General features: G+C 60.0%; 11 protein-coding genes. 8 read left to right on the top strand and 3 right to left on the bottom strand.

Annotated features, from left to right (window positions below):
- Nucleotides 1-30 precede the first annotated feature (30 nt).
- A complete protein-coding gene (locus ACTQ1E_RS07630; protein ID WP_441565662.1) occupies nt 31-1,368 on the top strand; it encodes a hypothetical protein in 1,338 nt (445 codons plus the stop codon).
- A 266-nt stretch (nt 1,369-1,634) separates the two neighbouring features.
- Here ACTQ1E_RS07630 and ACTQ1E_RS07635 read toward each other — a convergent pair whose 3' ends face one another.
- From ACTQ1E_RS07635 to ACTQ1E_RS07645, 3 genes are all read right to left on the bottom strand, one after another.
- Nucleotides 1,635-1,856, bottom strand: a complete 222-nt coding sequence (locus tag ACTQ1E_RS07635) for a hypothetical protein (RefSeq protein ID WP_441014893.1) — start codon at nt 1,854-1,856, stop codon at nt 1,635-1,637.
- Between the two features lie 35 nt (nt 1,857-1,891).
- Nucleotides 1,892-2,677 carry an ADP-ribosylglycohydrolase family protein gene (locus ACTQ1E_RS07640; protein WP_441565664.1) on the bottom strand — a complete coding sequence of 262 codons (786 nt, stop codon included), beginning with the start codon at nt 2,675-2,677 and terminating at the stop codon, nt 1,892-1,894.
- Between the two features lie 348 nt (nt 2,678-3,025).
- A complete protein-coding gene (locus tag ACTQ1E_RS07645; RefSeq protein WP_441565666.1) occupies nt 3,026-3,619 on the bottom strand; it encodes a hypothetical protein in 594 nt (197 codons plus the stop codon).
- Nucleotides 3,620-4,071: 452 nt separating this feature from the next.
- Here ACTQ1E_RS07645 and ACTQ1E_RS07650 point away from each other — a divergent pair, with 452 nt between their 5' ends.
- The 7 genes from ACTQ1E_RS07650 to ACTQ1E_RS07680 all read left to right on the top strand — a co-directional run bounded on the left by ACTQ1E_RS07650 (nt 4,072) and on the right by ACTQ1E_RS07680 (nt 16,012).
- Complete coding sequence (locus ACTQ1E_RS07650; protein WP_427794625.1) at nt 4,072-4,704, top strand: cyclodeaminase/cyclohydrolase family protein; 633 nt, start codon at nt 4,072-4,074, stop codon at nt 4,702-4,704.
- Nucleotides 4,705-4,706: 2 nt separating this feature from the next.
- Entirely contained in the window at nt 4,707-5,561 is an 855-nt protein-coding gene (locus ACTQ1E_RS07655) for a bifunctional 5,10-methylenetetrahydrofolate dehydrogenase/5,10-methenyltetrahydrofolate cyclohydrolase (protein ID WP_441565668.1), read from the top strand.
- 99 nt (nt 5,562-5,660) lie between these two features.
- Nucleotides 5,661-7,184 (top strand): C69 family dipeptidase, encoded by a 1,524-nt coding sequence (locus ACTQ1E_RS07660; protein ID WP_441565670.1) that lies wholly within the window; start codon nt 5,661-5,663, stop codon nt 7,182-7,184.
- A 147-nt stretch (nt 7,185-7,331) separates the two neighbouring features.
- Nucleotides 7,332-7,748, top strand: coding sequence for a hypothetical protein (locus ACTQ1E_RS07665; protein WP_154515830.1), 417 nt, complete (start codon nt 7,332-7,334; stop codon nt 7,746-7,748).
- A gap of 8 nt (nt 7,749-7,756) precedes the next feature.
- Nucleotides 7,757-9,520, top strand: coding sequence for an ABC1 kinase family protein (locus ACTQ1E_RS07670; protein ID WP_441535684.1), 1,764 nt, complete (start codon nt 7,757-7,759; stop codon nt 9,518-9,520).
- Nucleotides 9,521-10,186: 666 nt separating this feature from the next.
- Nucleotides 10,187-15,112 (top strand): InlB B-repeat-containing protein, encoded by a 4,926-nt coding sequence (locus ACTQ1E_RS07675; RefSeq protein ID WP_441565672.1) that lies wholly within the window; start codon nt 10,187-10,189, stop codon nt 15,110-15,112.
- A gap of 9 nt (nt 15,113-15,121) precedes the next feature.
- Complete coding sequence (locus ACTQ1E_RS07680; RefSeq protein ID WP_441565674.1) at nt 15,122-16,012, top strand: DUF4430 domain-containing protein; 891 nt, start codon at nt 15,122-15,124, stop codon at nt 16,010-16,012.
- The last annotated feature ends 356 nt before the right edge of the window (nt 16,013-16,368 follow it).

Consider the following 16,368-nt stretch of genomic DNA (forward strand, 5'->3'; position numbering starts at 1 on the left):
GACAGCCCCTGCGTAAAGGAGGACGTATCCATGGACGAGATGTTTGCCATTAAATGCCAAAACTGCGGCGGCCCCATGTACTCTCACCAGGCTCAACGCAGCTTTGAGTGCGCCTATTGCGGCACGGTCGTTCCGTGGCAGACCGATGCGGGGGAGCCCAAGAGCGCGCTGGGCATTCGCCATGCGCCGCTGACGGTTGTCGATGGGCTGCTTAAGCTCACCCATGTGTCGCAGCTCGAGCGCCCGGTGGACCCCGACTGGTATTTCTTCAACGCGCACTGGCGCAACCAGTCGGTTCTGGAGCATCTACTGTGGGAGGACCGCGGCACGGCGCAGGAGTTCCAGGAGGCCGCGCACGTGAGCATCCCGTGCCCCTTCTGCGGCGCATCCTTCGAAGGCGAGTCGACCCAGCGCGTGTTTGAATGCCCGTCCTGCGGCAATAAGATCGGAATCGCCGACCTGCTCAAGCCCGGTACCTTTAGCAAGCGCCTGACCATGGGCGTTGGTGCGGAGTATGTGCCCGAGCAGGGTATTCCCTGCGAAATCTCGCCGCAGCAGGCACGTGCCAACGCGCTGCAGCTGGTGCACCAGTATGCGGAAGCCTTTGCCGGTCACGACGTGGAAGACGCGATCCAAAACGACATGATGCTCTTCTACTTTCCCATGGCGCTCGCGGATTTGCGCATGATGGCGTCCTTCCCGGGCAAGGGGTTGAGCAAGGAGACCTTGGTGTACTACGAGGTGCTCGACTGGGCATATCCGCGGGCAAACTACCTGGACGTTCGTCTTATGGGCATTTTGGAGCCGTGGGACTTTGGCAAGGTGGGGCCGTTCGATCCCGCTATGCAGGAAGGCGACTTCCGCGTCGTTTCCGTCGATGCATCTACCAAAGACCAGGTGATCATTGATAAGCTGGCGCTCGACGTTGCCGGCAACGATGCCGAGGCGGTACTGGGGCTCAATAAAAAGAGTATCCGCACGTGGGCGCGCAAGGCCCGCAAGCATAAGGACGGCCTGGTGATGGTGCCGGTCTACTTTGTCGATCGTCCGGCGACGGACAGCCGCGATGGCGAGCAGGTGCGCATTGCCGTAAACGGCCAAACGGGTCGTGCGGCCGCGGTAGTGTTTAGCGACAAGCGCGAGACACATGTGGTGGCACCGCTCAATCCCAACGTGATGCTGTCGAGCGAAAGTACCGTGCACGCCACGCCCATCGAGGTCAAATACGTTAAATCGCCGTTTCTGTACCAGATCGTGCGCCGTGGAGGCGGTGAACAGCCGCGGCAGGTGGCGGCGGCGGTCGATGGTTCCTACCGAGAGGAGAAGTCCAAACGCAAGGGTTTGTTTGGCGCGATATTTGGTAAGTAGGGGAGTGGTACGGGACAGTACGCAGTAGTGCGAGCTGTCCGTCGTAGTAGATCTAAATAAACGGTGGGACGGCTGCAAAAGAGCCGCTTCACTGGGTAAAATCAGGTTGTGCCGCGAACCCGCTCCTCAGCGCTTAAACTTCGGAGACGCGGGCAACGCAGGAGCTAATGTCTAAAGGGCCGGCTGCAACCGGCCCTTTTCTATGACCCTCTTCTCCACCCATCCCCTGGTTTGGAACAGTGTCGATCTAACGGGCAATCATACCTCTAGCTCTCTTTGAATTGGGTAGTCATCTGCCCGAAGAAACTAAGTTCGGATGGCTCATAAAGGAGCAAGTCGCCGTCCGCGGTCTTGTAGACTCCGCAGGGAAGATAACGCCCGTCGGGGAGGACATAGAGGTCTCCTTCCTCCTTCAGCCCTGCTGGGAGTAGCGGAATCTCGTGCTCGTCCACTTGGAACTCATCTATGTGTGCAGTCTTCCTCTCCATGATGCCTCCTGGCTTGCTTCTGCTGCCGACGCGATCTAAAACAAGCAGCTCTCAATCAGCTCTTTGCCGCGCAGGGTGTCGATCCATTCCTGCGGAATTGCGTCGATACCGTATGCCGTGCCGGCGAGGGCGCCTGCGACGGCTGCGGTGGTGTCGGTGTCGTCGCCCAGGTTGACGGCGGCGAGCACGCAGTCTTCGTAGCTGCTGGTGTTGACGAAGCACCAGGTGGCTGCCTTAAGCGTGTCGCGCACGAAGCCGCCGGATCTGATTTCGTGCTCGGGCGCGCTTTTCAGCTGCAGCGCCCACGAGGGGAGTGCGCCGCTCAGCACGTCTCTCATCAGCTCAACAAATATGATGCATGACTCAGTTGACGTTCTGTGAGCGTGCGTTATCGCGGAGACCTCGCAGATCTCTTCGTCCGTCGCGTCGACAAACGCCAGGGGCGCGATGCGCATGAGCGATCCGTTGCCGTTGTCGCGCTCGCCGGAGCCTCCTTTGCCGGTGCGCAGTGCTCGAGCGGTCGTACCGCCGTAATCGAAAACACCGTCAATCGTATACTCGCCACGGGCAATCCAGCCTACGAACTTGTCGCGCATGTCTGCGGTGTCGATATGCCCGAGCTCCCTAATCGAGTCACAGGTAGCAAGCGTCATAGATGTGTCGTCGCTCCAGGTGCCGGCGGGTTGCCCATGCGTGCCATAGCCAATCATGTCGGTGCATTGGAACGTGCCGCGAGGCATAAACTCGTATGGAACGCCCAGCGCGTCGCCAACGGCAAGTCCGTAGATGCAGTCGCGCAAAGACGGTTTTGGTGTGCCCATTCGTATCTCCCGCTTTCCTCTTGAGGGATGCTGCTTAATAGATAATGGCTGGCTAATGGCGATTATCATAAAGCCTGGCGGGGACAGAAACTGCGACGTCGTCGGAGGTCTTCGAGAAAGGGTCTCGTGGCTACTAGATTGAAATGCTAGGGAAAACAGAGGCGCAGTAGCCGGCTGTTGACCGCCTGCACCTTGGCCTCAGCAGCCACGCGAAGGCGCAGGAATTCGTCAACGTGTTCAATATGGTGATGTGATCGGGCGCTTTCGAACACAAAAAACCGGGATGCAAGGAGTCGCACCTTGCATCCCGGCTGAGTTAAAGCGGCGCTGCTGCATGCCGTTGGAGCTTTAGCGCTTGATCTCGATATCGTCGAGCTTGACGTTCATGGCCTCGGTCTTGGCCTTGGCGATGTCATCGGCAAACTCCAGGGACTTCATCATGGTCTCGACAGCGTCCTTGTGCTCTTCGACGTTGTCGATGCGCACGTAGACGCTGCCACCGTCAACGTCGGTGAAGTACTCGGTCGTCACACCGCCCGAGTGCGTAAAGTAGGCGCTGCGCCAGGTCTTGCCGTTGTACTTAACGGGGTCGCTCTCGGTCCATCCGGAGTTGGCCTTCCATTTGGCCTCGTAGTCGAACAGCTCGTCGGCGTTCTTGTCAGAGTCGAAGACAGGGATGAAGCGATCGCTGGCGTGCTCGCTCTCGGTGAACTTAAACTGGGCCCTATCGGCGGTGTCGCCAGCGACGTCGGTGATCTCGACGCCCTCGGGGACCTCGACCTTAAACCAGATGAAGTCGGTCCTCATATCCACGGCTGGTTTTTCTACTCCGCCGCCACCGCCACTGCCGGTAGCGCCACCGCTTCCGCCGCAACCTACCAGGGCAACTGCAGCAAAGAGACTGATGCAGAGGGTGAGAATCGCAAAGGCCTTCTTTTTCATGGTCGTATCTCCTCATCTGTAACCGCCCATGGATTACCTGCCTTTACTGTACGCGCGAGCGGCTCGTAAGGGTGGGCCATGTGTCCCATTCTGAGGGCCGGATATGCGCCGACAAGTGGCAATATGCCCGGGAGAGGGGAGGGCCGATGCCGTCGGTCCTCCCCAGGGTGAGGTGCCCGTTGTTTTAATGGGGCGCGTGTACGCGGGCGTTGCCCCAACAGATTCCTTGTTTATAGATATGCCTCAGTTTTTGACGTCCGGAAGTCTCGAAAGGTGGGCCATGTGTTCCATGCTTGCGGTGCCGACGCCTATCGTGTGTCATAGAAATCCGCGATGGCCAGATGCGCTGACGCTCATGTGCTTATGGGCTAGACTTAGCACCATTACTTGATCGATACAGTTGGCCGGCGGTTGCCGCCCGACCGATCTATATGACTTGAAGGTGCGTGCGTATGAGCCAAGAGATGATGGATAAAACCTGTCGCGGATTTGCCGAGGCGCTTGCCGCGCGCGAGCCGGTTCCCGGCGGTGGCAGCGCGAGCGCCTTTGTGGGCGCGCTGGGCGCCTCGCTTTGCGGGATGGTCGCGCGCTACGGGGCGACCAATCCCGCGCTTGCCGATCGAGCGGACGATTTGGCGCACGCGTTTGCCCAGGCAGACGAGTTGGCACAGGAACTTGTGGACCTGGTCGCCGAGGACGTTCGTGCCTACGGGCAGGTGTCCGCGGCGTACGGTATTTCGCGCGAGGATCCGGCTCGACCGGCTGCGATTCAGGATGCACTGCACGTGGCGGCTATGCCACCGTATCGCATTATGGATGCCTGCGGGCGCGCGCTGGCGCTGCTCGAGGACATGGCGGACAAGGGTTCGCGCCAGCTGCTGTCCGACGTGGCGTGCGGTGCCGTGTTCTGCCGCGCCGCCATGCAGGGCGCGAGTCTGACGCTCTTTGCCAACACTACGTCTATGAAAGACCGGGCGCGCGCCGAGGAGCTCGAGGCGGCGTGCGATGAGCTGTTGGATACGTGGCTGCCGCGCGCCGATGCGCTGGCGCGCCGCGCCGCCGACGCCGCCAGGAAGAGGGGATAGCCATGGCAGAGCTGCTCAAAGGCGCTCCCGTTGCCCGTGCTTTGACCGAGAAGCTCGCTGCTCGCTGCGCCGTCCTGCGCGAACGCGGCGTTGTGCCGACGCTGGCCATCGTTCGTGTGGGCGAGCGCGAGGACGATCTATCGTACGAGCGCGGCGCCCTCAAGCGCTGTGAAAAGGCTGGCATTGAGGCTCGCCGCGTTTTGCTTCCTGCCGATGCTTCGCAGGATGAGCTGCTGGCGGCTATTAAGGACATCAATGCCGACCCCGCCGTTCATGGCTGCCTAGTGTTTCGCCCGCTGCCCGCTGGGATTGACGAGGATGCGGTTGCCGCGGCACTCGAATCCGCCAAGGATGTCGACTCCATGACGCCGGCCTCGCTGCTTACCACGCTTTCGGGGCGAGGCGAGGGCTTTGCTCCTTGCACGGCCGAGGCCGTGTTGGCGTTGCTGGACCATTACGGTGTTGAGCTGGATGGAGCCAAAGTTGCGGTCGTCGGTCGGTCTCTGGTGATTGGCCGTCCCGTTGCCGCCATGCTTACGGCTCGCAATGCCACGGTGACGACGTGCCATACGCACACGCGCGACCTTGCTGCCGAGTGTCGTGCGGCTGATGTAGTGGTTGCGGCCGTTGGACGCGCGCGCACGATTGGCGCGGATGCGGTTCGCGAGGGCCAGACGATCATCGATGTGGGCATTAACTGGGACGAGGCCGCTGGCAAGCTGGTCGGGGACGTTGATTTTGATGCTGCGGAGCCGATCGTTAACGCCATCACACCCGTGCCGGGCGGCGTGGGGGCTGTGACCACCGCGATTCTCGCCAAACACGTGATCGAAGCGGCCGAGCGCACATCGAAATAGGCTTTTGACCACGGGGGCTGCCGAGGCCGTGGTTTCGCCCTTTTTGCACCGAAGCGATACACTGTTGCCGTTTGATTTTTTCGCTCAAGGAGGATGCGCATGCCGTGCACAACGATTTTGGTCGGTAAGAACGCGAGCTATGACGGGTCGACGCTGGTTGCCCGCAACGAGGACTCGCCCAATGGGGTATTTGAGCCCAAGCGCATGCGCGTAGTGCATCCCGACGAGCAGCCGCGTGTCTACACGAGTGTCCTGAGCCACCTGACCGTTGAGCTGCCCGACAATCCCATGCGTTACACAAGCGTCCCCGACGTTGTCCCGGGTCATGGCATTTGGGCCGAGGCCGGTTTCAACGAGCTCAATGTTGGCATGTCCGCAACCGAGACGCTCACCACCAACGAGCGCGTCCGCGGCGCCGATCCGCTCGTGGACTACGTGCCCGCCAAGGGTAACGAGGGCGAGGACGGCTATGTGCCGGCGCAGCCCGGCGGTCTGGGCGAGGAGGACATGGTGACCCTGGTGTTGCCGTATGCCAAGTCCGCCCGCGACGGTGTGCGCATTCTGGGCGACCTGCTCGAGCGCTACGGCACCTACGAGAACAACGGCATCGCCTTTAGTGACGTTGACGAGATCTGGTGGCTCGAGACCATCGGCGGCCACCACTGGATCGCCAAGCGCGTACCCGACGACGCCTATGTGACCATGCCCAACCAGCTGGGTATCGACAGCTTTGACTTGGACGACGCCGAGGGCGCGCAGATCGACCACATGTGCTCTGCCGACCTGCGCACCTGGATGGCCGAGTGGCATCTGGACCTGACGCTGGGCGTTAAGGGCGACGGTCCCGCCGCGGTCTTTAACCCGCGCGAGGCCTTTGGCTCGCACAGCGACAGCGACCACGTCTACAACACACCGCGTGCCTGGTACATGCAGCGCTGCCTCAACCCCAGCGATGTGTGGGACGGTCCCGACGCCGACTACACGCCCGAGAGCGACGACATTCCCTGGAGTCGCGTGCCCGAGCGCAAGGTGACCCTCGAGGACATCAAGTACGTGCTTTCGAGCCACTACCAGGGCACGGAGTACGACTGCTACGGCAGCAAGGGTACGCCCGCCACGCGCGGCGCCTATCGTCCCATCGGCATCAACCGCAACAGCCAGCTCGCCGTGCTGCAGCTGCGCCCCTATGCCCAGCCGGCGTATCGCGCCGTGCAGTGGATGGCGTTTGGATCCAACTCGTTTAACGCGCTTGTGCCGCTGTACGCCAATGTCGAGACCATGCCCGAGTACTATGCCGACACGCAGGCTCGCGTGACGTCCGAGAATTTCTATTGGGCAAATCGCCTGATTGGCGCCTTGGCCGATGTCCGCTTCCATGAGTGCGGTCGCGCGGTCGAGGATTATCAGGAGAAGGTCGGCGGCATGGGCCACAAGCAGATCCACGACGTTGACGCCGTTGTCGCCGTACTGCCCGAGGCCGAGGTGCCCGCCGAGCTCGCCCGAGCCAACGAGGCCTTTGCCGAGCTTGTGCGCGTGGAGACCGATGCCCTGTTGGGCAAGGTGCTCTACACCACGAGCTGCGCCATGAAGAATTCCTTCGCGATGAACGATAACATTAGGTAAAAGCCACATTGCAGCGAACGAGCGGGGCAAACGCCGTCAAAGGTTTTGCCTCGCTCGATTTCTATCCCGGTGACAAACGATTTTGTGTCGTTTGCCCAATCTTGGGTACAAGTAGGCCAATGAAGTTGTTCACGATTGGAGCCAACCATGGTTATGAAATTCGATCAGCTTGTTAACGGTGCCATCAACGTGGGCTTCGGCGCCGCCGCCGTTGCCGTCGAGGGCGGCAAGAAGGTCCTCGACGACCTCAATGCCAAGGGCGAGCAGGTGCGCAAGGACGCCGGCACCCCCGATATCGCCCGCAGCGTGTCCGACATGTTCGAACAGGCCGGCGGTACCATCTCCGACCTTACCGAGCGCCTGGGCATGCAGGGCGAGACTGCGGCCCAGCGCGTGCTCGACGAGCTCATCCTCGCCCGCGTGCGCGTCATGACCGCCCCCGAGCGCACGGCCTTTTTGGCCCATGTGCGCGACATCGTCGATTCGGTCGAGGACAACGTGACCTCGGTGCCCGTCGAGTCCGTTGAGCCCGACGACGCAGAGGACGCCGAAGAGGCCGAGTAGCAGCGCAGATGGCAGATTCCACCACCGATTACAACAATCAAGATCCCTTGGGTGACGAGGCGGCGGTTGTCGACGAGGTCGAGGCCGCCGTCTCGGGCGCTCGCAAGAAGCCGCGCGCTGTCGATATGGTCCCTGAGGAGCCCGACGCGATGGCGCCGGACGAGGAATACCAGCTCACGCCGGCAGGTCGTCGTGAGCGCATTGGGCAGATCGTTCGCCTGATCAAAAAGTATCGCGTATGGGACAACCTTACGCCGGTGCGCCTGCGTCGTCTGCTCGAAGAGCTCGGCCCCATGTTCGTTAAAATGGGGCAGATTCTGGCTAACCGCTCCGAGATTTTGCCGCAGCGGTTTTGCGACGAGCTGCGCCGTCTGCGCTCCGACGTAGAGCCGGTGCCGTATGAGGTAGTGCTCCGCTGTTTGGAAGAGGAATACGGCCAGCGCCTGGGGCAGATATTCGACGCGATTGACCCCAACCCGCTCGGTAGCGCGTCGCTCGCGCAGGTGCACCGCGCCCGTCTGGTGACCGGCGAGGACGTGGCCGTTAAGGTGCAGCGCCCCGGTGCGCAGCAGGTGATGGCTCAGGACATCGACATCATTCGCTCGGTGGTACGCATCGTTTCCAAGTTCGTCAACACTGATCAGTTTGTGGACCTGCATGGCGTGGTCGAAGAGCTGTGGACCTCGTTTCGCGAGGAGACCAACTTTTTGGCCGAGGCCAAAAACCTCAACGATTTCTATGACTTCCACAAAAGCGTGCATGGCGTCTCGTGTCCCAAATCCTACTTGGACCTTTGCACCGAACACGTCGTGGTCATGGACTACATTGACGGCATCTCCATTGCCGATCCCGAGCGCCTGGTGGCCGAGGGTTATGACTTGGAAAAGATTGGCGCCGCGATCGTCGAGGACTACTCGACGCAGGTGCTCGATGACGGCTTTTTCCATGCTGACCCGCATGCGGGAAACATCATCCTCAAGGACGGCATCGTCTACTTTATCGACCTGGGCATGGTCGGGCGCATGTCGAGTCACGACCGCGGTATCGTCAAGGACATGATTTTCGCCGTGGCCGAAGGTGACGTTCCCAAGCTCAAGGATTCGCTTATGCGCTTTGCCGTGACGCGCGGCGATTCTGCCGAGCTCGACCATTCGGCCTTTTTGTCCGACTTGGACTTTATCGTCGCCGACTTTGCAGGGCTCGATCTTAAGGACCTGGATATCGGCGAGTTTTTGACCTCGCTGTTAAATCTGGCGCGCAAAAACGACGTTGAGCTGCCGAGCGTGGTGACGATGTTCGCCCGTGGCATGGTGACGCTCGAGGGTCTGCTGACCGAGTATATGCCCGATGTCAACATGATCCAGATCATCCAGACGCACATCAAAAACGAGAAGAGCACCTATGCGCGCGTCCGCGAAATGGGGCACGATCTTGCCGCGAGCAGCTATCGCGCGGCAAAAGGCTCGCTCGAGGCGGCCGAGTATCTGGGCTTGGCGTCGCGCATGCTCACGCGCGGCCAGCTTAAGGTGAACACGCAGATCATGAGCAGCGATAAGGCGCTGCGACAGCTGGGTGGAATTATCGACCGCATGTCGATGGCAATTGTGATTGCCGGCCTGTTTATCGGCTCGTCGGTGGTGTACTACGCGCGCATCGAGCCGGTTGTGTTCGGTATCCCGGTCATTGGCTTTATGGGCTACGTGAGTGCGCTGGTGCTGGCGCTGATGCTGGGCCGCGAGATCTGGCGTAACAGTCACGGCGGCAAGCGTTAATGGCCCCTGGGGGACGGAGGAAAACGGATCATTTTGCCTTGCGTCGCGCCGGCGTGGGCTGGTCCGAACAAAACTATGCCGGTTTACGGGGCTGGAGCGCCGAACCTCGAGCATACCGAAATTCGCGCTTTTAAAACCGCAGGTAGATGACTCGTTGGTTTTCGAAAATGGCAGATATGGTTGCGAAGTGCTGAATTAGCCCCGTAAACCGGCATAGTTTTGAAACGGGCTGTTCTTGCAAGGTCCGACGGCAGTCCTTCCTATCGCAAACCATAGCTTTTACCTTGGGCTTCGCCTGCGTGCGGGGCCCTTTTGCGTGCTACCATACTGACAGTAATAATCGATGGCCTAGATGGTGGTGCGGAGACGCACGAATGCGCGGTTTTCCTGCGTGTTTGGGAGAATCGGGGTGCAAGTCCCCGGCTGTACCAGTAACCGTAATTCCTCTTGGCCCGGGATGGCCGCGCCGCAGATCGGACGGCGCGCCCGGGTCGGTAAAGTTAAGTCGGATCGCCTCCCATCTTGCACGCGGCCGCGGCGCATGCCGCCGGTACGCGTTGGGCTCTGGAGGGAAGGGGGACCCCGATGGGGGTACTCGAGCGCAATGTGCGCGATGACGTGGGGCAGCCGCTGGGCAATGTTCCAAGTTTAGACAATAGGAGACAAATGGATATGTTTGAGGACGAGTGCCAGCGCGCCTCGTGGCGTCGTCATGGAGCGATTGCCCGCGGCATAGCCAAGCGCGGTCTGGTGGCGTTCCTGGCTTTTGCCATGGCTTTTGGCACCACGCCGGCGCAACTTTGGGCCGAGGGCGCCGAGGGCATTGCCGAGGCCGTGACCCAGGCTGCGACGGCCGGCGAGGGCGCGGCGGCCGACGAGGACGCCGCTGCCGACGCCGGCGCGAACAGCGCGGCGGCGAGCGCTGCTGCCGATGGCGCCGACGATGATGCTGCCGAAAATGCCGCTGGCAGCGATAACGCGACGGCCGGTGATGCTACCGATACAGAGGGTTTGGCCGCCCCGGCATCTGTCGCTTCCGAGCAGGGTGATTCGTCGGACTCCGTCGCCGTTTCCGCGCGTTCGGCATACGTAACCGTTGACTCGGCTGAAATTGTTGATGCTGACGGCAACGGGCTTGCCTATGGCAGCGGTATCGCCAAGGTTGGCGATACCGTTAAGGTCGCAGCCTATTATTGGGACGATGACGAATGGGACAACGTCGAGATTTCGTCGTACGAGTACGATCAACTTGGTTACCAGTGGTATGTCGGCAACAGCCAGTCGTCCGATCCGGCGGCGTCAGGCTACACTGCTATCGAAGGCGCAACTGCTCGTGAACTCAAGCTGACCTCTAATCTTGCTGGTAAATACGTTGCGTGCCGCGTTACGCATGGTGACGGTGCTGGTGACCACAAGTTCACGGCAAGTCTCAAGTATCCAGTAAAGGCTCCTGCCGAACCCGAAGCCCCCAAGTCTGATGAGGCTAAGAGGCTGGACGAGGCGGTTGCGAAGCTCAAAGCCGATGGCTATTCAGGCTGGTATCCCAATCCATCCCAGGGAACCGATACCAACATCTGCTCCATGCTTTTGGCGAAGCTTGCCAACTTGGGCTACTCGGATATCAAGGTTTCGCTTGCGGGCGTAACCTATGGCGGTCGCGATCCCAAGCAGGATGGCGGCATCGCGGATGATGGAAAGATCTCCTATTTCTTCCTGTCTCCTGCAGATAAGACTTCCGCGCTTGATTACTCGCTGCTTCGCCAGTTTACGCCGACGTATACGCTGACGCTTGGCTCCGAGAGCGTGTCGTATACGCCCGGTCGCGCATCGACGCTCGCATGGGACGGCGGCAAGGTCATCGCCTATCTTAAGGCGGCATGGGCTCATGCTGAGGGTCTGCCCGACGAGATTGAGGCGGGCGTCACGCAGGGAACGCTTCCCGGCTCAATTAGCATCAACGGTATAAAGGTTGCTTCTATTGTCTGGATGAGTCTTGATGACTCTGTTGCCAAGGTGAATTCCAGCTACGGCGATCCGACGGTTACGTATACCCACGGTATGACCGACCAGATTGCTTGGCTCACGGCTACGCTCTCGCTGGCGGTTCCTGGCTACAATAATGCCCCGTCAAACGGGACGGCTTATCTTGTCACCTATACCGTCAAGGCGAAAACTCAGGAGCAGATCGATGCCGAAAAGGCCGAGCTGTCAGCTGCGCTCGACCGCATTGTGCTCAAGGATTTCGCTACCAACAAGGTAATCGATGCCAATACCGTTGAGGGCGACATCCAGCTGCCCAGTCGTTCTGGTATCGACGCTCCATCCGGCGCCAAGCTCTCCTATGCATCGAACGATGAGGCTGTTGCGAAGGTCAACGGCTACCGCGTGGTTGTTACCCGTGATATCAAAGGCGTCTCGAATGAAGTAGTTATTACGGCTACGCTTGCCAAGGACGGCATAACCGTAACGCGCGACATCGTCATCAAGGTTAAGCCCATCGACGATTCCGAGATTGACCAAGCTGTGGCATTTATGCAGCAGGTCAAGGATGCCTACGCAAAGTCTCTGCTCGGCGATAACGCTTCGGTTGACGCGGTTACCGAGAATCTGTCGACCTTTGCCGAAGCGGTGCCTACGGCAGACGGCGGCATCGAGTACCGCAAGGGTAAGGACAGCAAACTGTCCGGCGTTGTGGCAGCAGACCTTCCTGGATACGACGCGATGTCGGGGAACGACTGGCGCACGTATCGTACGAGCGACACCTCGGTCATCTCGAACGAAAATCTAAAGGTGACGCGCCCCAAGGCCGATACCCTTGTTACGGTCGAGAGCAACCTGACGTACGCCAAGTACGAATCTCTGGCGAAGGCGCATCCCGAGAACGCTAAGCTGCAGAGCCTCATTAACCAGAGCGTTAAGGCGACGTATCGCGTTGTTGGTACGGTCGATCATTCCGACCCCAAGATTTCCGTTGCCTTTAAGCTCGTTGGTATCGACGCCGACGGCAACGACGAGGTTTGGGCCGATTCTGCCAAGAGTGTCGTTTACGGCTCGACTGCCGGCGATGTGATTGAAGACGCTCTAAAGGGCATGGCCCATACCGCGACCGGTGTGGGCACGGCAGGGTACTATCTGAGTGATATCACTTCGGCGGATGGTCGCAAGCTGGGCTGGGATGCGTCGACAGGCAGGTACTGGCAGCTTTTTGTTAACGGGAAGGCGTCTGAGGTCGGCGCCGGCCAGGTTCACCTCGCCCCCGGCGATAGCGTCGTGCTCTACTATTCCGCTTTTGGTACCAGTCTTGACGAGATTGGGCAGGCTAAAGTCAAGGCCTCGTTGAGTCTGATTGGTCCTGATGCTAACGAGAAGACTTCGGTCTGGTACTCCTTCAACGACGTGAAGCTCCAGAACGGTGCGACGGCTGCCGACCTGACGGCGATGGCGCTGAAGGCTTCGGGCCTTGGGTACGAGCTGAAGACGCCGGAGAAGGACGGCTACTTCCTCCTGGAGAGCATTACGTCGACCGACGGTCGAAAGCTGGGTTCGAATGAGGCGACGGGTCGCTATTGGCAGCTCTACGTCAATGGCGAATATTCCAAGGTTGGTGCCGACCAGGCTGTGCTCAAGCCCGGCGACAACATCCAGTATGTCTACGCGTCCGATAGTGAAAAACCGCTTGACGGCGTAGTTTTGAACCCGAGCGCCGCACGTCCCAACTGGGACAGCGATTGGCCTGGTTATACGAGCGCCAACAAGGTAACCGATGCTCCTGTGCCCACGAAGGACGCCGAGGCAAAATGGGTGAGCGAGCTCAAGGGCTCGAGCGAATGGAGCAAGGGTATTTCCGACCCGCTGCTGGTCGGTGACTACCTCTACGTGGCCGTTGGCTCCAAGCTGCTTAAGAAGAATGTCGATACGGGTGAGACCGTTGCCGAAACGCCTTTGGCGGCAAAGATCGATTCGACCTCGCGTATGGTATACGCCGGCGGCGTGATACTCGTGCCGCTTTCGAGCGGTCGTCTGCAGGCGCTGACGGTTGATGCCCTGGCGACGGTTTGGGTAACCGATGAGTTGCCTGCTGGTCCCGATGGTGCCCAGCAGTCTCTTGCGTCCATTACGGTTCGTGACGGCTTTGCTTACTTTGGGACGGCATCGGCCAGCTGGTCCGACTCGAGCGACGGCTACCTGCTCTGCGTGCGCATCTCCGATGGCAAGGTTATGTGGCAGCATAAGAACGAGAACAGCAAGGGCTACTACTGGGCCGGCATGGCATTCTCGGGCAACTATGGTGTCATCGCGGACGATTCGGGCACGGTGAGCACGGTTAATCCCGACACTGGAGAGACCGTTGCGTCGCTCAAGGTTGCCGATCGCGTCCGTACAACGGTACTGGTCGATGGGTCAATCGCTTATGTTGTAAGTGCCGATGGCGTTTTGCATAAGCTTTCGGTTGGGAAAGACGGAGCGCTTTCTGAGCTCGGCAAGGTTTCGTTTGGCAGCAGCTCGACCTCGACGCCGGTGTTGGTCAACGGCAAAATTGTGGTCGGAGGCGCATCGACCGAGTCCTTTATGGGCGGCTATCAGAACAAGTACACGTACTACTACGGTCAGCTTGCAGTGATTGATGCCGAGACGCTTGCCGTGGACTATTCCATTTGCAAGGCGGACGGTAGCTATATTCGTCAGGGGGCTTCGGGCGGCGGTGATGTAAAGTCGCAGCCGGTCGTTTCTGTCCAGAATGGCGAGACGTACGTCTACTTTACGTCTAACAACAACCCGGGCGGCATCTATCGCTACCGTATTGGCGACGACGAGGCCGAGCTGCTTTATACGCCCGCGGCGGGCGACCAGCAGTACTGCATGGCTTCTATTTCGGTCGGATCCGATGGCTCACTCTACTATGTCAATGACTCGGGCAAGCTGTTTGCTGTCAAGGGCAATGGCCAAAGGGTCAAACGCTATACTGTGACGTTCGACGCCAACGGTAAGGATGCGGCGATGCCCGATTCTCAACGCGTGAAGGAAGGCAAAGCGGTGACGGAGCCCTCGACTAAGCCGCAGTGCAAGGGCTACACCTTTGCCGGGTGGTACACCGATGCTGCCTGCACCAAGGCGTATGACTTTAGCGCTGCGGTAACGGCCGATATGACGCTCTACGCCAAGTGGACTAAGAATGCCGTTACCCCTGGCGGTAACGGTGGCTCTGGCTCCAACGGCTCCAATGGCGGTTCGGGTAATGCCGGTGCTGGTTCTGGTTCCGGTAACGGCACAAACGGCCAGCAGGCTGGCGGTGCTGTTGCTCCGGGTCAGAAGCCGGTGTCCACCACGACCAAGACCGAGACCAAGGACGGCAAGGATTCCAAGAAGGATTCCGACAAGTCCGACAAGAAGGACAGCAAGAAGTCTGATAAGAAGTCCAGCAAGTCCAGCTCCAAGTCCGACACGGGCTCGTCTGATGCGGCCACTGCCAAGAAGTCCGCTGAGGCTCCGGCACAGCAGTCTGGCTTCAATCCGCTCGCCATCGTTGGTGTTGCGGCCGGCGTGATCGGGCTTGCGGTCATTGGCGTGTTCGTGTTTACCAAGCGCCGGTAGGTGAGAGCTGTGTCCAATAAACCTCAGGATGCCGACTCCAAGCAACCCGACTCGTCGTTTATTCAGCTCGACGATGGAAAGCAAAAGGGAGCCGCTTCGGCGGCGTCCGCCCCTCGGCGCAAGGCGCTGCTTGGCTCTCTGACGGCCGTCTGCATCGCGCTGATTGTCGTCTCGCTGGGCTTTGTTCACCCTTCCGCCAGCGGTGCCTGGTCCATCGATTGGATCGCTCGGGCCGTGGCGGGGAGGAGCGTTGCCGACTCTGGCTCTATCGCCTCTCGCAAGACGGAGACAGCGGGCTCCTCGTCTTCTGACGCTGCGGACTCCGAGTCCAAGAACTCGAATGAATCGGATTCCAAGGACGCTTCCGAGTCTTCGGACGAGAAGTCGGGCAAGGAATCGATAGAGAAGAAGTCCGAAGGCAAGGGCGGCAAGAAGTCCAACAACGCGTCTGCCGGACAGGACTCCGAATCCGCTGGTGAATCGAGTTCTTCTGACGGCTCCTCTTCGGGCGGCGGCTCGGTGTCTGACGGTGGGTCTGTATCCAACGGCGACAGCGCCTCTGCTGGCAATCAGGGCGGCTCGCAGCAGCCTGGCTACATTACTGTGACGGTCTCTGTGACGTCGAGTGCCGTGGGTAACCCGGTGTCTTCTGGCGGTACGTTCACCTTCAACGAGGGCGCTACCCCCTACGATGCTTTGTGTGCACTGGGCCTTTCCGTCAATGCGCACGGCTCATCGTACGGCACGTATGTCGCCGCTATCGGTGGTTTGGCCGAGAAGGAGCACGGTGGTACAAGCGGCTGGATGTATTCCGTCAACGGCGTAACGCCCAACACGGCGTGCAGCAACTACGTTCTCTCCAATGGCGACAGCGTGGTCTGGTATTACGTAACGGGCTAAATGCCTCGACATAACACGCCAAACGGGCGGTTCGGACCAACATCCGAGCCGCCCGCTTTTATGCGAATGGGACGTCGTTTCCCAATCGAGGCTCAACCGGAAATCACATCCCACCCTGAAGGTGAATTCCGGAACACAGTTTCCGCATCAGCATCCATTGGGAAAGCGCATCTCGTTCTAGACATCGATAACGGGATGCGCTTTCCGTTTTGGCGTCCGCGGGAAACTGCGTCCCGGAATCCGCGCGGGACTGCGGACAAAAAGTTGGACCGTTGAGGTCCGGAACGGAGTCCGCATGGCATACAGTAGGAGAATGGTGGAGAGGGCCAGGGCGCTTCGCGGCGCCGGGCTCACCG

The sequence above is a fragment of the Collinsella sp. LCP21S3_C7 genome (genome assembly GCF_052118485.1).
Taxonomy (GTDB): Bacteria; Actinomycetota; Coriobacteriia; order Coriobacteriales; family Coriobacteriaceae; genus Collinsella.

Coding starts and splice junctions, on each gene's coding strand:
- ACTQ1E_RS07630 (WP_441565662.1), top strand. CDS start 31: ATGGACGAGATGTTTGCCATTAAATGCCAAAACTGCGGCGGCCCCATG.
- ACTQ1E_RS07635 (WP_441014893.1), bottom strand. CDS start 1,856: ATGGAGAGGAAGACTGCACACATAGATGAGTTCCAAGTGGACGAGCAC.
- ACTQ1E_RS07640 (WP_441565664.1), bottom strand. CDS start 2,677: ATGGGCACACCAAAACCGTCTTTGCGCGACTGCATCTACGGACTTGCC.
- ACTQ1E_RS07645 (WP_441565666.1), bottom strand. CDS start 3,619: ATGAAAAAGAAGGCCTTTGCGATTCTCACCCTCTGCATCAGTCTCTTT.
- ACTQ1E_RS07650 (WP_427794625.1), top strand. CDS start 4,072: ATGAGCCAAGAGATGATGGATAAAACCTGTCGCGGATTTGCCGAGGCG.
- ACTQ1E_RS07655 (WP_441565668.1), top strand. CDS start 4,707: ATGGCAGAGCTGCTCAAAGGCGCTCCCGTTGCCCGTGCTTTGACCGAG.
- ACTQ1E_RS07660 (WP_441565670.1), top strand. CDS start 5,661: ATGCCGTGCACAACGATTTTGGTCGGTAAGAACGCGAGCTATGACGGG.
- ACTQ1E_RS07665 (WP_154515830.1), top strand. CDS start 7,332: ATGGTTATGAAATTCGATCAGCTTGTTAACGGTGCCATCAACGTGGGC.
- ACTQ1E_RS07670 (WP_441535684.1), top strand. CDS start 7,757: ATGGCAGATTCCACCACCGATTACAACAATCAAGATCCCTTGGGTGAC.
- ACTQ1E_RS07675 (WP_441565672.1), top strand. CDS start 10,187: ATGGATATGTTTGAGGACGAGTGCCAGCGCGCCTCGTGGCGTCGTCAT.